Raw genomic sequence first — 16,228 nt, forward strand, 5'->3', positions numbered from 1 at the left:
GCGCGGGTACAGAACGTTGTCGTCAGAGATTAACCTGAGTCGGGCCGCCGTTGTTGCCACGATCGTTAGTATCTGGCGTAGAGGACTCAATGCCGCTGTTCACCGGTTTCGTCGGCGGTGGTGCGGTTTTATCCGCTGGCGGGAAGTACAGCGGTCCCTTCAGTCCGCAGCCAGTCAGGCTAAACAGCGTGATGAGAACGGCAAGCGTTCGGAAAGCGTTTTTCATTATAAAGTTGCCCGTAAGTTCAAATCTGTTTCTATCATCGCAGGAGAAGACACAAAAGCAAGAGTTTGCCGCTTTCCTGCAACGGGATTTATTTAGGGTTATACTGCCGGCATCACGAAAAACAGGAACAAAACCATGAACGACAGTGAATTCCATCGCCTTGCCGACAACCTGTGGATGACCATTGAAGAGCGTCTTGACGACTGGGACGGCGACAGCGATATCGATTGTGAAATCAACGGCGGTATTCTGACCCTGAGCTTCGAAAATGGCAGCAAAATTATTATTAACCGCCAGGAGCCGCTTCACCAGGTATGGCTGGCGGCCAGACAGGGCGGCTATCATTTCGATCTGAAAGACGGGGAGTGGGTTTGCGACCGCAGCGGCGTACCGTTCTGGGATCTGCTGGAACAGGCGGCGACCGCGCAGGCGGGCGAGGACGTGCGTTTCAGGTAGTTTTGTTGCCGGGTGGCGCTGCGCTTACCCGGCCTACGGCGTCGAGCTGTTGTAGGCCCGGTAAGGCGTAGCCGCCACCGGGCAAGCGAAAAGGCTCAGGAAAAATATTGCTGCAACAGCGGCGCGGTGTCCTGATTGGCAGGGGCGGCAGGCGTTACGGTTTGAGTCCGGAACGGAATCACCTGCGCACGGCCATCAACGTTCACAATCTGGTAGAACTGCGGCAGGTTAAAGTTGATAAAGCTTGAGCCGTAGGTGAACCGGTCATGCGAAGAGGAGTAGAAGCGGCTGACGTCGCGCACCAGCTCCTCTTTACTGCCTTCACAGTGGTGATAGACCTCGGCGCGGTTGGTCTCATCCAGAATGTAGATGTTGAAACCGGCATCATCGCCCGACTCTTCAAAGAAGAACTGAATAATCCCTTCACTGGCAAAACCATCCACCACCTGCGGCAGCTTAACGTGGTTGGTTTCCACCTGCACCGACAGACCATGCAGTTTGTTGTGCGAAATCGCGCCATAGAACTCGATGGCGTTTTCCAGCTTCTGTACTGACACATTGAGACGTTCGAAGAACAGGCCCCAGGTCTGGCCGGAAACGCGCAGCGCTTTAAAGCGACCGGTTTCCTGACGGGTACTCGAGAGACGCAGCTCAATACATTCCGAGACCAGCTGCTGCACGCGGGTACGAATCAACCCACGCAGATGCTGGCTGTAGCAGAACACTTCCACGCTGTCCGGCGGCGCGGCATCCTGGTGCATCTTGCCGAGAATGGTTTTCAGCGCTTCGATCATCGCCTGCTCGCCGTTGAAGTGCAGGGTACGCACTTCGTTCCACGAGTTGCGGTACAGCAGATCCACGCTGCCCACCAGACAGTTTTGCTGCTCACCAAAGCTAAAGACGTCCAGCTTGCGGAAGTCGAAATGAACCACCTGATTGCGGAAGGCCGCCGTCGGGTCGTATTCCAGGTTAACGATGATCGCCAGATGGCGGATCTCGCACGGGCTGTAGAGCGCTTTCGGCGTGGGTGCCGGCAGGCGCAGCGGGAAGTGGTGGGAAACATCCGCCACCATCTCCTGCAGTTTAGCGAGATCGACCACCTCGTTGCCTTTGATGAACAGGCGCGTGCGTGAGGTCAACAGGCCGTTAAACCAGGCCCAGGCCACCAGCTTGTTCAGGTAGCGGTTATACTCCAGCGGCTGATGGCTGATGATCGAGTCCATGCTGGGGGCACGGTTATACAGATACCACCCGGTGCGGTTCGCGCGGCCCGGCGGAACATAGATAAAGGTCAGGTTCGGTTCTGACAGGTCAGGCGAAATCTGTGGGTTAACCAGGGTCACTTTACCCGGCAGCGCTTCAAACGCGGCGTACAGTTTACGGGTCAATACCCCGATGTCCTGCGGGCTGGCGGAAACGCTGAGGTTGTTACGGCGCGCAAAGCGGATCAGATTACGGTAGCTTTGCATCATCGCATCGAGCAGTTCGTTGTGCGCTTCACGCACCTGATCGATTTTCCAGTTGGCCCGGTTGTCGAGCATGGAGAGACGCTCTTCGCCCCATCCCCACTCTTTCACTAACTGCGTGACCACTTCACGACGCCAGCCGACGCAGGCGCGCTCGCGGCTCAATTTCTCACACACTTTGAGATAGAAACATCGACGCACCAGGTCGAGACGCGTGGTGTCATCAATAGCTTTCAGGTATTCGGTCACGCGCTCCAGCATCATGCAGTAAGCGTCCAGCCCGAAGGAGACAATTTCCCCGTCGTGCAGACGCTGCTTGATATCTTTCGCCAGCAGGCGCGGCGTGGGGTATTCCCAGGAATAGGCTTCAAGCAGCAGCGTTTTCAGCACCGCTTTGTACGGTGAGTCGATGCTCTTATAGAGCTGCCAGAGGCTTGCGCCAAAGTACTCTTCGGCTGACAGCGAGCTCAGGCCGCCGAGGTCAAGCCATTCGTTTGGCGTCAGTACGCCCTGCGCATAAAGCGACATGACGTAATCGTCGTAATGCTCTTCTTCTTCGCACGGGACCATATTCCACAGAATACGCTTCCCGGCCAGGCGCACAGCAGTACGGTAAAATTCATCCAGCAACAGGATGTGCTGCGTCGAGCCGCAGTCCTCACCACCCAGACTGCCGCTTTCGTTATGGCGGAAACGGTTTTCATCAATCAGGAAGAAGCTCACTTCCACGCCGAGCGACGCCGCCCAGCTCTCCAGCAGGCTGCATTTACGCTGCAGCAGCTGACGCTCTTCGTTATCGAGCCAGGATTGATGACAGACCCAGATGTCGAGGTCTGACGAACAGCTTTGCCCTACCGATGAGGTACTCCCCATCGAGTAAACCCCGGTAATCGGCAGTTCACCCTTCGGAGACTCCTGTGGCGGCATGCCGCGGTAGAGTTCCAGTTCGTTGAGATAATGCTGTTGGGTTTCATCAGGCGTGAAGAGGCAAATGCCCTTGGGAACGTTACCGTCAAGGTAGCCAGGCATTAGCGGATGGTGATAGTGCAATAATGTCGGCAGCAGACTGTAAACCTGCTGGAAAGCAGGTCCCATAGCAGCAAGCGCGCGATCCACACGCAGTTGATTTATGGCATCCAGTCTCTGTTTCAGAGTCTCAATATAGAGGTACAAGACGTATCGCCTGATGTTTCCGGGTATCGCATGCTATTCAAAACACGAATAACAGCGGGCCCCGCAGTATTTCAAAAAGATAACCGTTACCCTTTTTCGCCTTATCATTATGCTGGTACCGACGAAAAAATGGTCTAAAACGTGATCAATTTAACACCTTGCCGATTGACCGTAAAGAAAGTTGCGCTACATACAAAGTGTAGCACCGTTCTGTACGTGTAAATTCCTTAATACGGCTGTGGCTGACGAATACGCCGCCTTGTCCCTCTCACTCTTCATCAACCGTAAAACTGCCATCCCAGAGTCAACAATGTTAGGATGGTTGGCGATTGATAATGACGGTAACAAGCATGTTAGACAATGTTTTGAGAATTGCCACACGCCAAAGCCCTCTCGCGCTCTGGCAGGCACATTATGTTAAGCAGCGCCTTGAAGCCTGCCACAGTGGATTGCGCGTCGAGCTGGTGCCGATGGTCACGCGCGGTGATGTGATCCTGGATACGCCACTGGCGAAAGTGGGCGGCAAGGGCCTGTTTGTCAAAGAACTGGAACTGGCATTGCTTGAGAACCGCGCCGATATCGCCGTACATTCGATGAAAGACGTGCCCGTCGAGTTCCCGGAAGGGCTGGGGCTGGTGACCATCTGCGAGCGCGAAGATCCGCGTGATGCGTTTGTCTCTAACCGCTACGACTCGCTCGATGCGCTGCCTGAGGGAAGCGTGGTTGGCACGTCCAGTTTACGTCGCCAGTGTCAGCTGGCGGCGCGTCGTCCCGATCTGATCATTCGCTCGCTGCGCGGTAACGTCGGCACGCGTCTGGGCAAACTGGATAACGGTGATTACGATGCCATTATTCTCGCCGTTGCCGGGCTGAAGCGTCTGGGGCTGGAAGAACGCATTCGCATGGCACTGCCGCCAGAACTGTCGCTGCCGGCCGTTGGCCAGGGTGCCGTCGGCATTGAGTGCCGTCTGGACGATGCGCGTACCCGCGAGCTCCTTGCCCCGCTGAACCATGACGAGACCGCTATCCGCGTAAAAGCCGAGCGTGCGATGAATACCCGCCTCGAAGGGGGGTGCCAGGTGCCGATTGGCAGCTATGCTGAATTGACGAATGGTGAACTGTGGCTGCGCGCGCTGGTCGGCGCTCCGGACGGTTCGCAGATGGTGCGCGGTGAACGTCGTGGTAACGCGCAGGATGCCGAACAGCTTGGCGTCTCGCTGGCAGAAGAGTTACTGGATAACGGCGCCCGCGAAATCCTGGCTGACGTTTATAATGGAGAACCCCCTGCATGAGTATTCTTGTCACCCGCCCTTCTCCCGCAGGAGAGCAATTAGTGAGCCGTCTGCGCGCACTGGGGCAGGTGGCCTGGAGTTTTCCGCTGATTGAATTCTCCCCGGGTCGGGAGCTCTCTGCTCTCGCCGACCAGATGAATACCCTTCAGGACGGTGACCTGCTGTTTGCGTTATCGCAACATGCCGTGGAATTTGCCCACGCGCAGCTGCAACAGCAGGGTCTGCCCTGGCCAACTGCCCCCCGCTATTTCGCGATTGGCCGCACAACAGCACTGGCGCTGCATACCGTAAGCGGCGCGGACGTTCGTTACCCGTTAGATCGGGAAATCAGTGAAGTCTTGCTACAATTACCTGAATTACAAACTATTGCCGGAAAACGTGCGCTGATATTACGCGGTAACGGCGGACGCGAACTGATAGGTGAAACGTTGCGGGAGCGCGGGGCTAACGTGACGTTCTGCGAATGCTACCAGCGTTGTGCAAAACATTATGACGGTGCAGAAGAGGCGATGCGCTGGCATACGCGCGGCATTAATACCCTGGTCGTGACCAGCGGTGAAATGCTGCAGCAGCTCTGGTCACTTGTGCCGCAATGGTATCGTGAAAACTGGTTACTCCACTGTCGGCTTCTGGTCGTCAGTGAGCGTCTGGCGAACCAGGCCCGGGAGCTGGGCTGGCATGATATTCGGATCGCTGATAACGCTGACAACGATGCGCTGCTGCGCGCATTACAATAACTCTCAAATGGGAAGCCATAATGACGGAACACGATAAATCCTCCGCCGTGGTTGAAGAGACCAGGGAGACTGTGGAGACAACACCACAGCCAGAGACGACTGAGAAAACCGCTGAGAAGAAAAACGGCAGCAACAAAACGAGCCTCACGCTGAGCGCGATTGCCATCGCCATTGCGCTGGCAGCCGGGGTGGGTCTGTACGGTCTGGTAAAACAACAGAGCGCTAACCAGACCTCTACCAGCGATGCGCTGGTGAATCAGCTCAGCGCCCTGCAAAAAGCGCAGGAGACGCAGAAAACTGAACTGGAATCGGTGATTAAACAGCAGGCCGCCGCGCTTGCCGAAGCGAACAGCAAACAGGAAGAACTGACCAAACAGCTGGGCGAAGTGCAGCAGAAGGTCGCCACGATCTCCGGTACCGATGCCAAAACCTGGTTGCTCTCGCAGGCTGACTTCCTGGTGAAGCTCGCCGGACGTAAGCTCTGGAGCGATCAGGACGTCACCACTGCCGCTGCGCTGCTGAAGAGCGCCGATGCAAGCCTGGCAGACATGAACGATCCAAGCCTTATCACCGCACGTCGCGCGATCACCGAAGACATCGCCAGCCTCTCTGCCGTCTCGCAGGTGGATTATGACGGCATTATCCTTAAAGTGAATCAGCTTTCGAATCAGATTGATAACCTGCAGCTGGCGGATAACAACGACGACGACTCCCCGATGGATTCCGACGGGACCGAGCTTTCCAGCTCCCTGAGCGAATGGCGCGTGAACCTGCAAAAAAGCTGGCAGAACTTTATGGACAGCTTTATCACGATTCGCCGCCGCGACGAAACCGCGGTCCCGCTGCTGGCGCCGAACCAGGATGTCTATCTGCGCGAAAATATTCGTTCCCGCCTGCTGGTGGCCGCTCAGGCCGTGCCGCGTCATCAGGAAGAGACTTACAAACAGGCGCTGGATAACGTCTCAACGTGGGTACGCGCTTACTACAACACCGATGATGCGACGACCACCGCCTTCCTTGAAGACATTGATAAACTGAGCCAGCAGAACATCACCATGAACGTGCCGGACAAGCTGGCCAGCCAGCCGATTCTGGAAAAACTGATGCAGACGCGCGTACGCAATCTTCTGGCGCAGCCGGGCGTACCGTCAGAGCAGACGGGCGGAGCGGCACCTGCTCCTGCTTCCGCACCGGCGCCTGAAAGCGCGCCGCAAGGAGAGTAATGATGCTAAAAGTCCTCTTACTCTTCGTTCTGCTGATCGCCGGGATCGTGCTGGGGCCGATGCTTGCCGGCCATCAGGGCTACGTCCTGATCCAGACCGATAACTACAACATCGAAACCAGCGTAACGGGCCTGACGATCATTCTGATCCTCGGCGTAGTGGTGCTGTTTGCGCTCGAATGGATCCTGCGCCGTCTTTTCCGCACCGGTGCCCATACACGCGGCTGGTTCGTTGGCCGTAAGCGCCGCCGCGCCCGTAAGCAGACCGAACAGGCGCTGCTTAAGCTCGCAGAAGGTGACTATCAGCAGGTTGAAAAGCTGATGTCGAAAAACGCCGACCATGCCGAGCAGCCGGTGGTGAACTACCTGCTTGCTGCCGAAGCGGCGCAGCAGCGCGGTGATGAAGCCCGCGCCAATCAGCATCTGGAACGGGCGGCTGAGCTGGCGCATGGCGACCCGATTCCGGTGGAAATTACGCGCGTACGTCTGCAGCTGGCACGCAATGAGAACCACGCGGCACGTCACGGTATCGACCGCCTGCTGGAAGTCGCGCCACGTCATCCGGAGGTGCTGCGTCTTGCCGAGCAGGCCTATATCCGAACCGGCGCGTGGGGCTCGCTGCTGGACATCATTCCGTCGATGGCGAAGGCCGATGTTGGCGATGATGAGCACCGTGATGAGCTTCAGCGTCTGGCGTGGATTGGCCTGATGGACCAGGCGCGCGCCGATCTCGGCAGCGACGGTCTGAAAACGTGGTGGAAGAACCAGAGCCGTAAAACGCGCCAGCAGGTTCCACTGCAGGTGGCAATGGCGGAACATCTGATTGAATGTGACGATCATGACACCGCCCAGGAGATCCTCCTCGACGGTCTGAAGCGTCAGTACGACGATCGTCTGGTGATGGTGATCCCGCGCCTGAAAACCAACAATCCTGAGCAAGTCGAGAAAGTGCTGCGTCAGCAGATTAAAACCGTCGGCGATCGCCCGCTGCTGTGGAGTACGCTCGGTCAGTCGTTGATGAAGCACGGCGAATGGCAGGAGGCGAGCCTTGCCTTCCGCGCGGCGCTGAAACAGCGTCCGGATGCCTTTGACTATGCGTGGCTTGCCGATACGCTGGACAAGCAGCATAAGCCGGAAGAGGCGGCAGCGATGCGCCGCGATGGGTTATTGCTGACGCTGCGAAATAATGGCAGTCAGCAATAAATAAAAAGGAGGCCCGACGGCCTCCTTTTTTTATCGCCTTTCTCCTGCTACATTCTTTACACCCGAATCCGCAAACGAACCCGCCAATGTAACGATGTCTTTTCATTAACCTTTTTTCACACACGCGCATTTTCTGCAGCGTGGATTAAATCGTTTTTGAAAGGAAATCGTCATGAACTCGCTTATGTATGCGCTTATTGAAGCGCTGCGCTGCCATCGCTGGCTGCGCCTGCTTGCCTGTGCCTTTATTTTTTCTTCGCTGGGGAATGGGTTAACCCAGGTGGTGGTCTTTGGTTTACTGTTAGCGTGGTCGGCCCCGCCCGCCCTGCTCACTCTCGCTTTTCTTTTCGCTACGGTACCGGGATTCATCGGCAGCGCGATCGGCGAAAAACTGTGCTCACGCTATTCTCCGATATCTCTGCTGATCCTGACCGAGGGGCTGGGATTGCTCGCTCTGCTCTTTCCCCTGTTTGGCACGGGTTATCACAGCATTGCGGCGCTACTCGCCGTGCAATCCACCGAAGCGCTGCTCAGCGGAATGAGCTGGCCCGCGCTGACATTGCTCTTTAAGCGCGGTCTTAGCGAAGCGGAGCTGCCTGCGGCAACCTGTCTGGAGAATGTGATTTTTGCCTCTCAGGTGCTGCTCGGAACCGGACTCGGCGTAGTGCTGTTCCAGAAGACATCCGTGTTTACCTTACTCGCCATTGATGCCGCCAGCTTTCTCGGGTCGTTATTACTGCTGTGGCTGGCTGGACGCCGGTTTTCTGCGCGATTGCTACCGCTCCCCGGTATAGAGGAAACCCCTGTGCCACTACGCTGGCGGACGTTAACCGTTCGACAAAAACGCAGCCTGCTCATTTTGCCGGCGCTGGCGGCCGTCGGCTCACCGGCCATGGCGCTTCTTCCGGCACTGGCGCAGCAAATCCATCCTCAGGATGCGGCGGGTCTGGCTTTACCTCTGCTTTTCGCAAGGAGCCTGGGACAACTTTGCGGCCCCCTGCTGCTAAAAAAAGAGAGCCTGGCGCGCTTCGCCACACGCACGCCGCGAATCATCGTTTGTCTTGGCCTCTTTCTGGCCGCTTATGGAATGCTGCCGTGGTTGTCCGGGCGAATGGCATATGCGCTGGGGATGATCTTTATTGCACATCTGGCCTCGAATGTTCTCTTCGCGGCTGGCACGTTCGGCATTCTCAGTAGTTTTCATTTTGCACAAACCGCTTCAGCCAGCGGTAAAGCCTGGCGCTGGCAAACGCTCAGCGCCTCTCTTTTCACCGGCATTGCCGCAATGGTGGCAGTTGGGGTTGGCTCAGTGCAGGCGCTTTATATGGTCTCGTCAGCCGCCCTGCTGTTGGTGGCCCTGATCATGCGCCGGTATCGGGAATAAGGCATAAAAAAACGCCTGCTATAAAAGCAGGCGTTAAAACAGGTCTGTAAGACAACATATTTGGTGCTTCACTCAACGTTGTGTCCATGGTGTTTGATGAGGCCGAAGCGACATCTGTCAGTGGACGATAAGCACCGTAAATGGCTCTGCGTCATTCCTGAGTTTATGAGGCACTAAGGCGAACATAAGAGATGGAATGAGCATCTACACGCATATTATTGCATGTAACGTGCCAACATGACACCAGGAAGTTTTACATGGCGCAACATTTTAAGATAAAAGGAAATTATGCTGTTGAGCGTCGTCTTAAGCCCGACAACATATCGTTCAATACAGAAATATGTCGCCAGGAGGAGACAGCAAAACACACATCCTTGAAAACACTTTATTTTCAATAAGTTGAATGTCGCTGAATCGCGACAATAAGATGGAGTGCTGTCGGGGAATCACTACAGGGAAGAAAAGTGGCAGAAAACAAAAAACCCCGCCGAAGCGGGGTTTAAAATTGGTCGGCGAGAGAGGATTCGAACCTCCGACCCACTGGTCCCAAACCAGTTGCGCTACCAAGCTGCGCTACTCGCCGATGTACTGCTTTTTGAATTTTTAGTTCAATTCATTTAAAAAGTCGTGGTGCGAGGGGGGGGACTCGAACCCCCACATCCTAAGGACACTAACACCTGAAGCTAGCGCGTCTACCAATTCCGCCACCTTCGCAATTCACAACTCTTTCAATAATGGGGTGGCTAATGGGATTCGAACCCACGACAACTGGAATCACAATCCAGGGCTCTACCAACTGAGCTATAGCCACCACTGTATTCTTTCACGCGGTACTGACTACTTCTCAGACCACCGCAGCTCTAGCGCCGGGACTAAAATGGCGCGCCCGACAGGATTCGAACCTGAGACCTCTGCCTCCGGAGGGCAGCGCTCTATCCAGCTGAGCTACGGGCGCTTAGCGCCGTTGCGGGGCTGGATATTACGTACCTCCGACCCCGCTGTCTAGTGCTTTTTTGAAAAAAATGCGCGTTTGGTTATGGTTTGCACATTTTGCCGCTTATTCCTCCACTTTCTGCGTGGTGGCACGGCGACCCAGGCCAAAAAGCTTATACGCCGCCGTCACGGCCGCCAGGAAGATCATCCCGACAAACAGCGACATGCGGGTATCTTCATTAAAGTACATTCCGATTAATACGCAAATCAGGAACGCCATCGTCAAATAGTTCGCATACGGGAACAGTATTGAGCGGAACGGATGGCTTGCAATCGCCTTTTTATGCGCATGACGGAAACGCAGCTGGCTGATGAGGATAACAAACCACGGCACCATGCCCGGCAGTACGCTGGCACTGTAGACATAAACGAACACGCGCTGCGGATTCGGGATGATGTAATTCAGGCAAGAGCCAATCAGCAGGATAGCAATGGATACCGCCACACCCGCAACCGGCACGCCAGCACGTGAGACTTTGCTCATTGCCGCAGGCAGCTGGTTATTCTTCGAGAGCGCATAGAGCATACGCCCACAGCTATACATCCCGCTGTTACAGCCTGACAGCGCCGCCGTCAGGACCACAAAGTTAATGATACCCGCCGCCGCCGTGATACCAATTTTGGCGAAGGTTAAAACAAACGGACTCCCCGTCGTGCCAATTTCGTTCCACGGGAAGATGGTCACGATAACGAAGATCGCGCCCACATAAAAAATCAGGATACGCCACAGTACTTTGCCCACTGCACTACGCAGCGTAACCTGTGGGTTTTTCGCTTCACCGGCTGTGATCCCGATGAGCTCCACGCCCTGATACGAAGCCACAACGATACACAGCGCCGTCAGGAAGCCTTTCCAGCCGCCAGCGAAGAAGCCGCCATTTTCGGTCAGATTGCCAAAGCCAATCGCGTGTCCACCGTTGCCAAAGCCGAAGAAAATCACGCCCAGTCCGACGACAATCATCACGATAATGGTGGTGACTTTAATCATTGCAAACCAGAACTCGATCTCACCGTAAAGACGTACGGCGGCCAGGTTTGCCAGCGCCACCAGCCCCACGGCTATTAGCGCGGGTATCCACTGGGCCATATCCGGGAACCAGAACTGAACGTAGACCCCTATCGCGGTGATCTCTGAAATGCCCACCGCCATCCACATAAACCAGTATGACCAGGCCGTCAGGTAGCCAAAGAACGGGCTCATATACCGGTGTGCATAAACGGCAAAAGAGCCGGTTACCGGTTCCAGGAAGAGCATTTCGCCCATGGAACGCATAATGAAGAAAACAAACAGCCCGGCGATAATGTACGCCAGTAAGACGGAAGGGCCAGCCCATTTGAGCGTGCTTGCCGAACCCATAAACAGGCCCACGCCGATAGTGCCGCCCAGCGCTATCAGTTCAATATGACGAGCTTCCAGCCCACGCTGTAGCTCCGGTTTTTTCTCAGCCATAGATCCTCGATTGTGTTTGCTGTTTCCCGGCTTAAGACCGGGTATTGTTTTTTAGGGGGACTAAAATACGGAGCGAATGGTTTCTTAAAATGTGCCAAATGGCAAACGATGCATTAAAAAAATGAATGCATTGCACAGATTATCAGCAGTTTTGCAGGCGAGTTGCAGCGCGAATAGCATATCGCGCTACATTTTGATTACATTTTCCCGGTGTGATGCCAGGCGAGGTAGCGAAGCAGACGGATCTGTCGTTTAATACGCGTCGGTTGCGATAACAGGCGGTACAGCCACTCCAGCCCGAGATTTTGCCAAACCTTAGGCGCACGCTTAACGTGGCCGGTAAAGACGTCATACGTGCCGCCGACACCCATATAAAGGGCATCAGGGCAGACCAGACGGCAGTCACGCATCAGGATCTCCTGGCGCGGGGAGCCCATCGCCACGGTGACAATTTTCGCCCCGCTGTCACGAACGCGCTCAAACAGGGCCTGCCGTGCTTCAGGTTTGAAGTAACCATCCTGACTGCCGACAATATTCACATTCCATTGACGACGCAGTTTCTCCTCAGTCTGAGCCAGCACCTCCGGCTTCCCGCCAATCAGGAACACGGGCGTGCCCTGCGCGCCGGCGCGAGCCATGAGCTGCTCCCAGAGATCGGCTCCCGCCACGCGAGAAACATTAGCGTCAGGATACTTTTTACGGATGGAGCGAACCACGCTGATGCCGTCCGCGTACTTAAACTCCGCCGCTTCAATCAGGCTTCTGACCTCGGCGTTATCATCCACCGCCAGCATCTTTTCCGCATTGATGGCGACCAGCGTACCGGATTTCATCTGGCCGTCGGCGAAGAGAAAGTCCAGCGCATGCTGCATGTCGCGCCAGCCAATCAGCTGCAGACCACGTAGCGCATAGCGCGGTGCAGAAATGTTATCAGTCATTACTATCCTTACTCAGACTTGTGACAGCGTTGTGCTGCCCTGACGCTCGCGCCTGTGCACAAGCCCTGCATTGTCAAACAGCCAGTACAACAGCTTGGCCAGTAACAGGCAGACGCCGAAAACAACCATGAAGAACACCACGCGCGAAACAAACGAATCCAGTCCTTCACGCGCCAGAACGATCATATTGAAAATGGCACCGAAGCAGAAACTGTGCAAAATGGCCGCTTTATAGCGGTTGGTCTCTTCATTGCCACGCAGGTAAAGCCAGTCGAACCACTTGATAATCAGCCCCACGGCAACCGCCCCGGGCAGAATGAACCACGCCCCCCCCATCACCACCAGGGAACCGAGCAGCGTTGGCGAGATTGCCAGACCGGAATGGTTGTTCAGCACTTCCCACGTAAAGTAGTTCGCCGTATTCAGCACCACGCCAGGGCGGTCCGGCCATAGCCAGGAAGGGATAAAGACGTAGAAGTCGCGAACAATCGGCGCCAGCCCCTGGAAATCAATCTTGTCGTAGTTTTGCAGCAGTAATGCCAGGTTTTCCCACGGCGAGAACGTATCCCGCGTAAGGTAGAGGAACGTATAAAACGCCTCATCACCCGCCACGTTCATTCCGTACCGCTTCAGCGCCAGCCAGAACATCCCCACAATGCCAAACACCCCGGCGGCAACCAGCATCCACAGCGAGATCCAGCCGCGGATGATGCCAATAAACAGGAAGATGGCGAAAGCGATAATGATATTGGCGCGCGTACCGCCCACAATCATATAGGTCAGGATGCCAAACGCAACGGTACTGACCAGGAAGAACAGCCACGCTTTGCTGTCCTGACGCAGGAAAAAGATCACCAGCATCGCCGGGATGAAGAAGTAGAAGAAACGCTTAAACGCCACGCCCGATACTTCGGCAGAAAAAATCTGGCTGTAGGAGTGAAGCTTAAACAGCAGGAAGCCGTTATGCATGAAGAAGATACCGACACTGACCAGGGCAATGCTCATCAGCATCACCCACGTCAGGTGGGTCTCCACACGGTTCATGGTAAATAGCGCCCGGCGCGGCGCGGCGGCCTGCGCGGAACGCAGACGCGTTTTATAAGTAACGTAGTAGACCGCATAGAAGCAGGTCGCTGCCAGAAGCGCCTGGAGCAAAATTTCCGGCGGCGCGACGCTCACGTCAAAGCGGAAGACCAGAATGCTGGTGAGCGGGAAACCGAAAAAGAACGTCAGCAGAAACAATAACGAGAAGAACACGTTAAAGTTGAAACGCACGCGGCGGAATTCGAACCAGGTGAGCGTACCGATAAACAGGATGCTCAGCAGCCAAACGACCAGCAAACCGCTGAATTGCAACTGGCTCATGCTTTGTCTCCTGCAGCGATACGCAGTGCACGGTGCCACGGCGTGAGGTAATTCGGGCTAAAGAAGTCGATGGCGTTTTTATCCACCAGCGCCAGCTGTCGCTGTGCTTCCCGAACAACCTCTTCATTAAGCACATCCGTGGTAAACAGGACCGGAAGATGCTGTTCGGCCATGTCCTGCCAGAACGGGTTGTCGCGATTGAGCACGCACGGGATCCCCGCCTGAATAAGCAGACACAGCGTGCCAATGCCCTGCTGACGGGCAAAGATGAAATACCCGAGGTCGCATTTTCTCAGCAGCGCGAGATACTCCTCAAATTCCAGCTTATGCCGCAGAATATGCAAATTCTCCGCGCTGAATAACGCGAGCCCCTGCTGGCGAACCTCATCAATGTAGGCGTCGTTATTGGCGGGATAGCCCATCGGCACCACCACCTTCACCGTGTCGCCAAACTGCTGATGCACCGCCCTGAGCGCTGCAACATGTTCGTTACTGCGATCGCCGGAATTCCCCACCAGGATCGTCAGCTTGCCTTCTCGCACCGTGTCATTTGCCATGGCGTTCAACGCCGGATCCATGCGGGTCGGGAAATAGAGCAGCTCACCGCGCACATTCGGATGCTGTTTCGCAAAATAGTTGAGATCGCCACGGGTAGCAAAAACGCAGCCCACCCGCCCCTGGGCCATGCGGCGCAGGGGATAGAACAGACGGAATTTCCAGCCGCGGGAGACTTCGTAGAGATCGGCCCCCCAGATATGCCAACTGCACTGGGAAGGTTTAATCCCCCCGCTGAGAAGCCCCAGCCACAGGCCGGTATTAAACTGCCCGTGGAAGAAGAATCGTTGCTCACGATCCGCTTTGGCTTTGGCAATCACCGCCTTTGCCAGCGTGGCCTTATCCGGCCAGAAGCTCATGTTCAGCGCCGGAAATGCTGCGCTCAGGCCCTTATCCTGACCTGCAACCATAAACTCACGCGCATCGGGATTACCCGATGCCAGCTCGTCGTTGAAAAACCGCAAAACGGTCTGGTTATGGTGTGGGATATCCGATCCCAGGATGTGAATCAGTGCAGTCATGCGCGTTTACGCCACAATAAAAATACGCCGCAACAGGCAGCGAAATAAACGATATACGTTGCCATATAGGCCTGAGCCGCCCCCAGCGCGCCGTGCGCGGGTATCAACCAGTGCGAGAACGACGTCAGTAACACAAACTGGCTAATTTCCGCCAGGATATACAGTCGCAGTGAGGCCTTCGCAATCACCAGGTAGCCGAAAACGTAAGCCCCCACTTTCAGTACATCGCCCACCAGCTGCCAGGCAAAGAGATCGCGCATGGCGGTGAACTTCGCCGAGAAGAGCAGCCAGATAGCGACATCGCGCAATAACCAGACAGTGAAGCTGGCAGCCGCAACCGCCGGCAAGACAAAGCGCAGCGATCGGAAAATCTCACGGGTGATATCCTGTCTGGACGTCAGACGCGATAAGGTTGGCAGCAAATAAACGCTAAAGGAAGCCGTAATAAACTGGAGGTAGGCGTCAGAAATGCTGCTCACGCCCTGCCAAATCCCGACCTCCTCCCAGCTATAATGTGCCGCCAGCAGGTTTCGCATCATCACATAGGCCACGGGCAGCGTGACGGAGGTGATGAGCGCCATCAGGGTAAATTTACCCAGCTGGCTGGCAAGCAGCTTGTCCCATTGCGGTTTCAGGTAGCGCAGAGGGATGACGCCCCGACGCATCAGCATAAACGCGGCAGGCACAACCACGAGGGCCGGTACCAGCGCCAGCCCGAGCAGGGCGCCTTCATAGCCACCGAGGCGATAGCAGAAGTAATAGGCAATAACACCAATGACGCTTCCCAGGATTAACGCAAGGGCGTTCCCGGAAGCATCACGAAAACCTTTCATCAGCGCCAGCAGCAGGTTAGCCCAGGCAATACCCATCTGCACCAACGCAACCAGACGCACCAGTCCCAGATAGTGGGTGTGACCGAACAGTCCCTGGCTGATGGGGGCCGCCGCCAGCAGAAAGACAATCGCCATCAGGGTCGAAAAACCCGTGACCATCGCCGAAGCTGTCCCCACCACACGGCGCAGCTGCAGCGCATCATCATGATACTGCGCAACGTATTTGGTCACGCCGTTGAAGATTCCGGCACCGGCCAGCACCCCAAGGACGGTAACAAGCTGGCGGAAGTTACCCGCCATCCCGACACCTGACGGGCCAAATGAGACGGCCAACAGCTTGACGACCAGCAGTCCGGCGCCAATTTTTACAAGTGTGGACGCGGCGGTCCACACCGATGCTTTTGCCAGAGACAT

At 55.8% G+C, this 16,228-nt stretch carries 13 protein-coding genes and 4 tRNA genes; 6 read left to right on the forward strand and 11 right to left on the reverse strand.

The features are described 5' to 3' along the window. Positions 1 to 22: 22 nt before the first annotated feature. On the reverse strand, positions 23 to 226 hold the full coding sequence (gene lptM, locus C1N69_RS21825) for an LPS translocon maturation chaperone LptM (RefSeq protein WP_013099260.1): 204 nt from the start codon (positions 224 to 226) through the stop codon (positions 23 to 25). A 135-nt stretch (positions 227 to 361) separates the two neighbouring features. Here lptM and cyaY point away from each other — a divergent pair, with 135 nt between their 5' ends. Next, a complete protein-coding gene (gene cyaY, locus C1N69_RS21830; RefSeq protein WP_025757554.1) occupies positions 362 to 682 on the forward strand; it encodes an iron donor protein CyaY in 321 nt (106 codons plus the stop codon). A 95-nt stretch (positions 683 to 777) separates the two neighbouring features. Here cyaY and cyaA read toward each other — a convergent pair whose 3' ends face one another. Then, on the reverse strand, positions 778 to 3,321 hold the full coding sequence (cyaA, locus tag C1N69_RS21835; protein ID WP_025757556.1) for a class I adenylate cyclase: 2,544 nt from the start codon (positions 3,319 to 3,321) through the stop codon (positions 778 to 780). A 350-nt stretch (positions 3,322 to 3,671) separates the two neighbouring features. Here cyaA and hemC point away from each other — a divergent pair, with 350 nt between their 5' ends. From hemC to C1N69_RS21860, 5 genes are all read left to right on the forward strand, one after another. After that, on the forward strand, positions 3,672 to 4,613 hold the full coding sequence (hemC, locus tag C1N69_RS21840) for a hydroxymethylbilane synthase (RefSeq protein WP_045285579.1): 942 nt from the start codon (positions 3,672 to 3,674) through the stop codon (positions 4,611 to 4,613). Then, complete coding sequence (gene hemD / locus C1N69_RS21845) at positions 4,610 to 5,350, forward strand: uroporphyrinogen-III synthase (protein ID WP_047959694.1); 741 nt, start codon at positions 4,610 to 4,612, stop codon at positions 5,348 to 5,350. Before hemC ends, hemD begins: the two co-directional genes overlap by 4 nt. A gap of 20 nt (positions 5,351 to 5,370) precedes the next feature. Then, positions 5,371 to 6,573 carry a uroporphyrinogen-III C-methyltransferase gene (hemX, locus tag C1N69_RS21850; protein ID WP_155031858.1) on the forward strand — a complete coding sequence of 401 codons (1,203 nt, stop codon included), beginning with the start codon at positions 5,371 to 5,373 and terminating at the stop codon, positions 6,571 to 6,573. Positions 6,574 to 6,575: 2 nt separating this feature from the next. Beyond that, on the forward strand, positions 6,576 to 7,775 hold the full coding sequence (gene hemY, locus C1N69_RS21855) for a protoheme IX biogenesis protein HemY (protein ID WP_047959695.1): 1,200 nt from the start codon (positions 6,576 to 6,578) through the stop codon (positions 7,773 to 7,775). 172 nt (positions 7,776 to 7,947) lie between these two features. Beyond that, on the forward strand, positions 7,948 to 9,159 hold the full coding sequence (locus tag C1N69_RS21860; protein WP_155031859.1) for an MFS transporter: 1,212 nt from the start codon (positions 7,948 to 7,950) through the stop codon (positions 9,157 to 9,159). A gap of 506 nt (positions 9,160 to 9,665) precedes the next feature. On the opposite strand, the gene C1N69_RS21865 is transcribed toward C1N69_RS21860, so the two are convergent. From C1N69_RS21865 to wzxE, 9 genes are all read right to left on the reverse strand, one after another. Continuing rightward, positions 9,666 to 9,742: transfer RNA gene (locus C1N69_RS21865), tRNA-Pro, on the reverse strand. A gap of 45 nt (positions 9,743 to 9,787) precedes the next feature. Then, positions 9,788 to 9,873, reverse strand: a tRNA-Leu gene (locus C1N69_RS21870). A gap of 21 nt (positions 9,874 to 9,894) precedes the next feature. Continuing rightward, positions 9,895 to 9,970 (reverse strand) — tRNA-His (locus C1N69_RS21875). Positions 9,971 to 10,037: 67 nt separating this feature from the next. Further along, a tRNA-Arg gene (locus C1N69_RS21880) sits at positions 10,038 to 10,114 on the reverse strand. Between the two features lie 102 nt (positions 10,115 to 10,216). Further along, a complete protein-coding gene (gene thrP, locus C1N69_RS21885; RefSeq protein ID WP_095442009.1) occupies positions 10,217 to 11,602 on the reverse strand; it encodes a bifunctional threonine/serine APC transporter ThrP in 1,386 nt (461 codons plus the stop codon). A gap of 197 nt (positions 11,603 to 11,799) precedes the next feature. Then, positions 11,800 to 12,540, reverse strand: a complete 741-nt coding sequence (wecG, locus tag C1N69_RS21890; protein ID WP_155031860.1) for a lipopolysaccharide N-acetylmannosaminouronosyltransferase — start codon at positions 12,538 to 12,540, stop codon at positions 11,800 to 11,802. Between the two features lie 12 nt (positions 12,541 to 12,552). Continuing rightward, positions 12,553 to 13,905 carry an ECA oligosaccharide polymerase gene (gene wzyE, locus C1N69_RS21895; RefSeq protein ID WP_095452465.1) on the reverse strand — a complete coding sequence of 451 codons (1,353 nt, stop codon included), beginning with the start codon at positions 13,903 to 13,905 and terminating at the stop codon, positions 12,553 to 12,555. Further along, on the reverse strand, positions 13,902 to 14,981 hold the full coding sequence (locus tag C1N69_RS21900) for a TDP-N-acetylfucosamine:lipid II N-acetylfucosaminyltransferase (RefSeq protein ID WP_045285575.1): 1,080 nt from the start codon (positions 14,979 to 14,981) through the stop codon (positions 13,902 to 13,904). Before C1N69_RS21900 ends, wzyE begins: the two co-directional genes overlap by 4 nt. Next, on the reverse strand, positions 14,978 to 16,228 hold the full coding sequence (wzxE, locus tag C1N69_RS21905) for a lipid III flippase WzxE (RefSeq protein ID WP_155031861.1): 1,251 nt from the start codon (positions 16,226 to 16,228) through the stop codon (positions 14,978 to 14,980). The genes C1N69_RS21900 and wzxE overlap by 4 nt, the downstream gene beginning before the upstream one ends.

Origin of the sequence: Enterobacter sichuanensis, assembly GCF_009036245.1 — a bacterium.
GTDB classification, from domain to species: Bacteria; Pseudomonadota; Gammaproteobacteria; order Enterobacterales; family Enterobacteriaceae; genus Enterobacter; species Enterobacter sichuanensis.

What these genes read in the sequence shown, in the direction of transcription:
- lptM (WP_013099260.1), bottom strand. Translation starts at nt 226, where the DNA reads ATGAAAAACGCTTTCCGAACGCTTGCCGTTCTCATCACGCTGTTTAGC.
- cyaY (WP_025757554.1), top strand. Translation starts at nt 362, where the DNA reads ATGAACGACAGTGAATTCCATCGCCTTGCCGACAACCTGTGGATGACC.
- hemC (WP_045285579.1), top strand. Translation starts at nt 3,672, where the DNA reads ATGTTAGACAATGTTTTGAGAATTGCCACACGCCAAAGCCCTCTCGCG.
- hemD (WP_047959694.1), top strand. Translation starts at nt 4,610, where the DNA reads ATGAGTATTCTTGTCACCCGCCCTTCTCCCGCAGGAGAGCAATTAGTG.
- hemX (WP_155031858.1), top strand. Translation starts at nt 5,371, where the DNA reads ATGACGGAACACGATAAATCCTCCGCCGTGGTTGAAGAGACCAGGGAG.
- hemY (WP_047959695.1), top strand. Translation starts at nt 6,576, where the DNA reads ATGCTAAAAGTCCTCTTACTCTTCGTTCTGCTGATCGCCGGGATCGTG.
- C1N69_RS21860 (WP_155031859.1), top strand. Translation starts at nt 7,948, where the DNA reads ATGAACTCGCTTATGTATGCGCTTATTGAAGCGCTGCGCTGCCATCGC.
- thrP (WP_095442009.1), bottom strand. Translation starts at nt 11,602, where the DNA reads ATGGCTGAGAAAAAACCGGAGCTACAGCGTGGGCTGGAAGCTCGTCAT.
- wecG (WP_155031860.1), bottom strand. Translation starts at nt 12,540, where the DNA reads ATGACTGATAACATTTCTGCACCGCGCTATGCGCTACGTGGTCTGCAG.
- wzyE (WP_095452465.1), bottom strand. Translation starts at nt 13,905, where the DNA reads ATGAGCCAGTTGCAATTCAGCGGTTTGCTGGTCGTTTGGCTGCTGAGC.
- C1N69_RS21900 (WP_045285575.1), bottom strand. Translation starts at nt 14,981, where the DNA reads ATGACTGCACTGATTCACATCCTGGGATCGGATATCCCACACCATAAC.
- wzxE (WP_155031861.1), bottom strand. Translation starts at nt 16,228, where the DNA reads ATGTCTCTGGCAAAAGCATCGGTGTGGACCGCCGCGTCCACACTTGTA.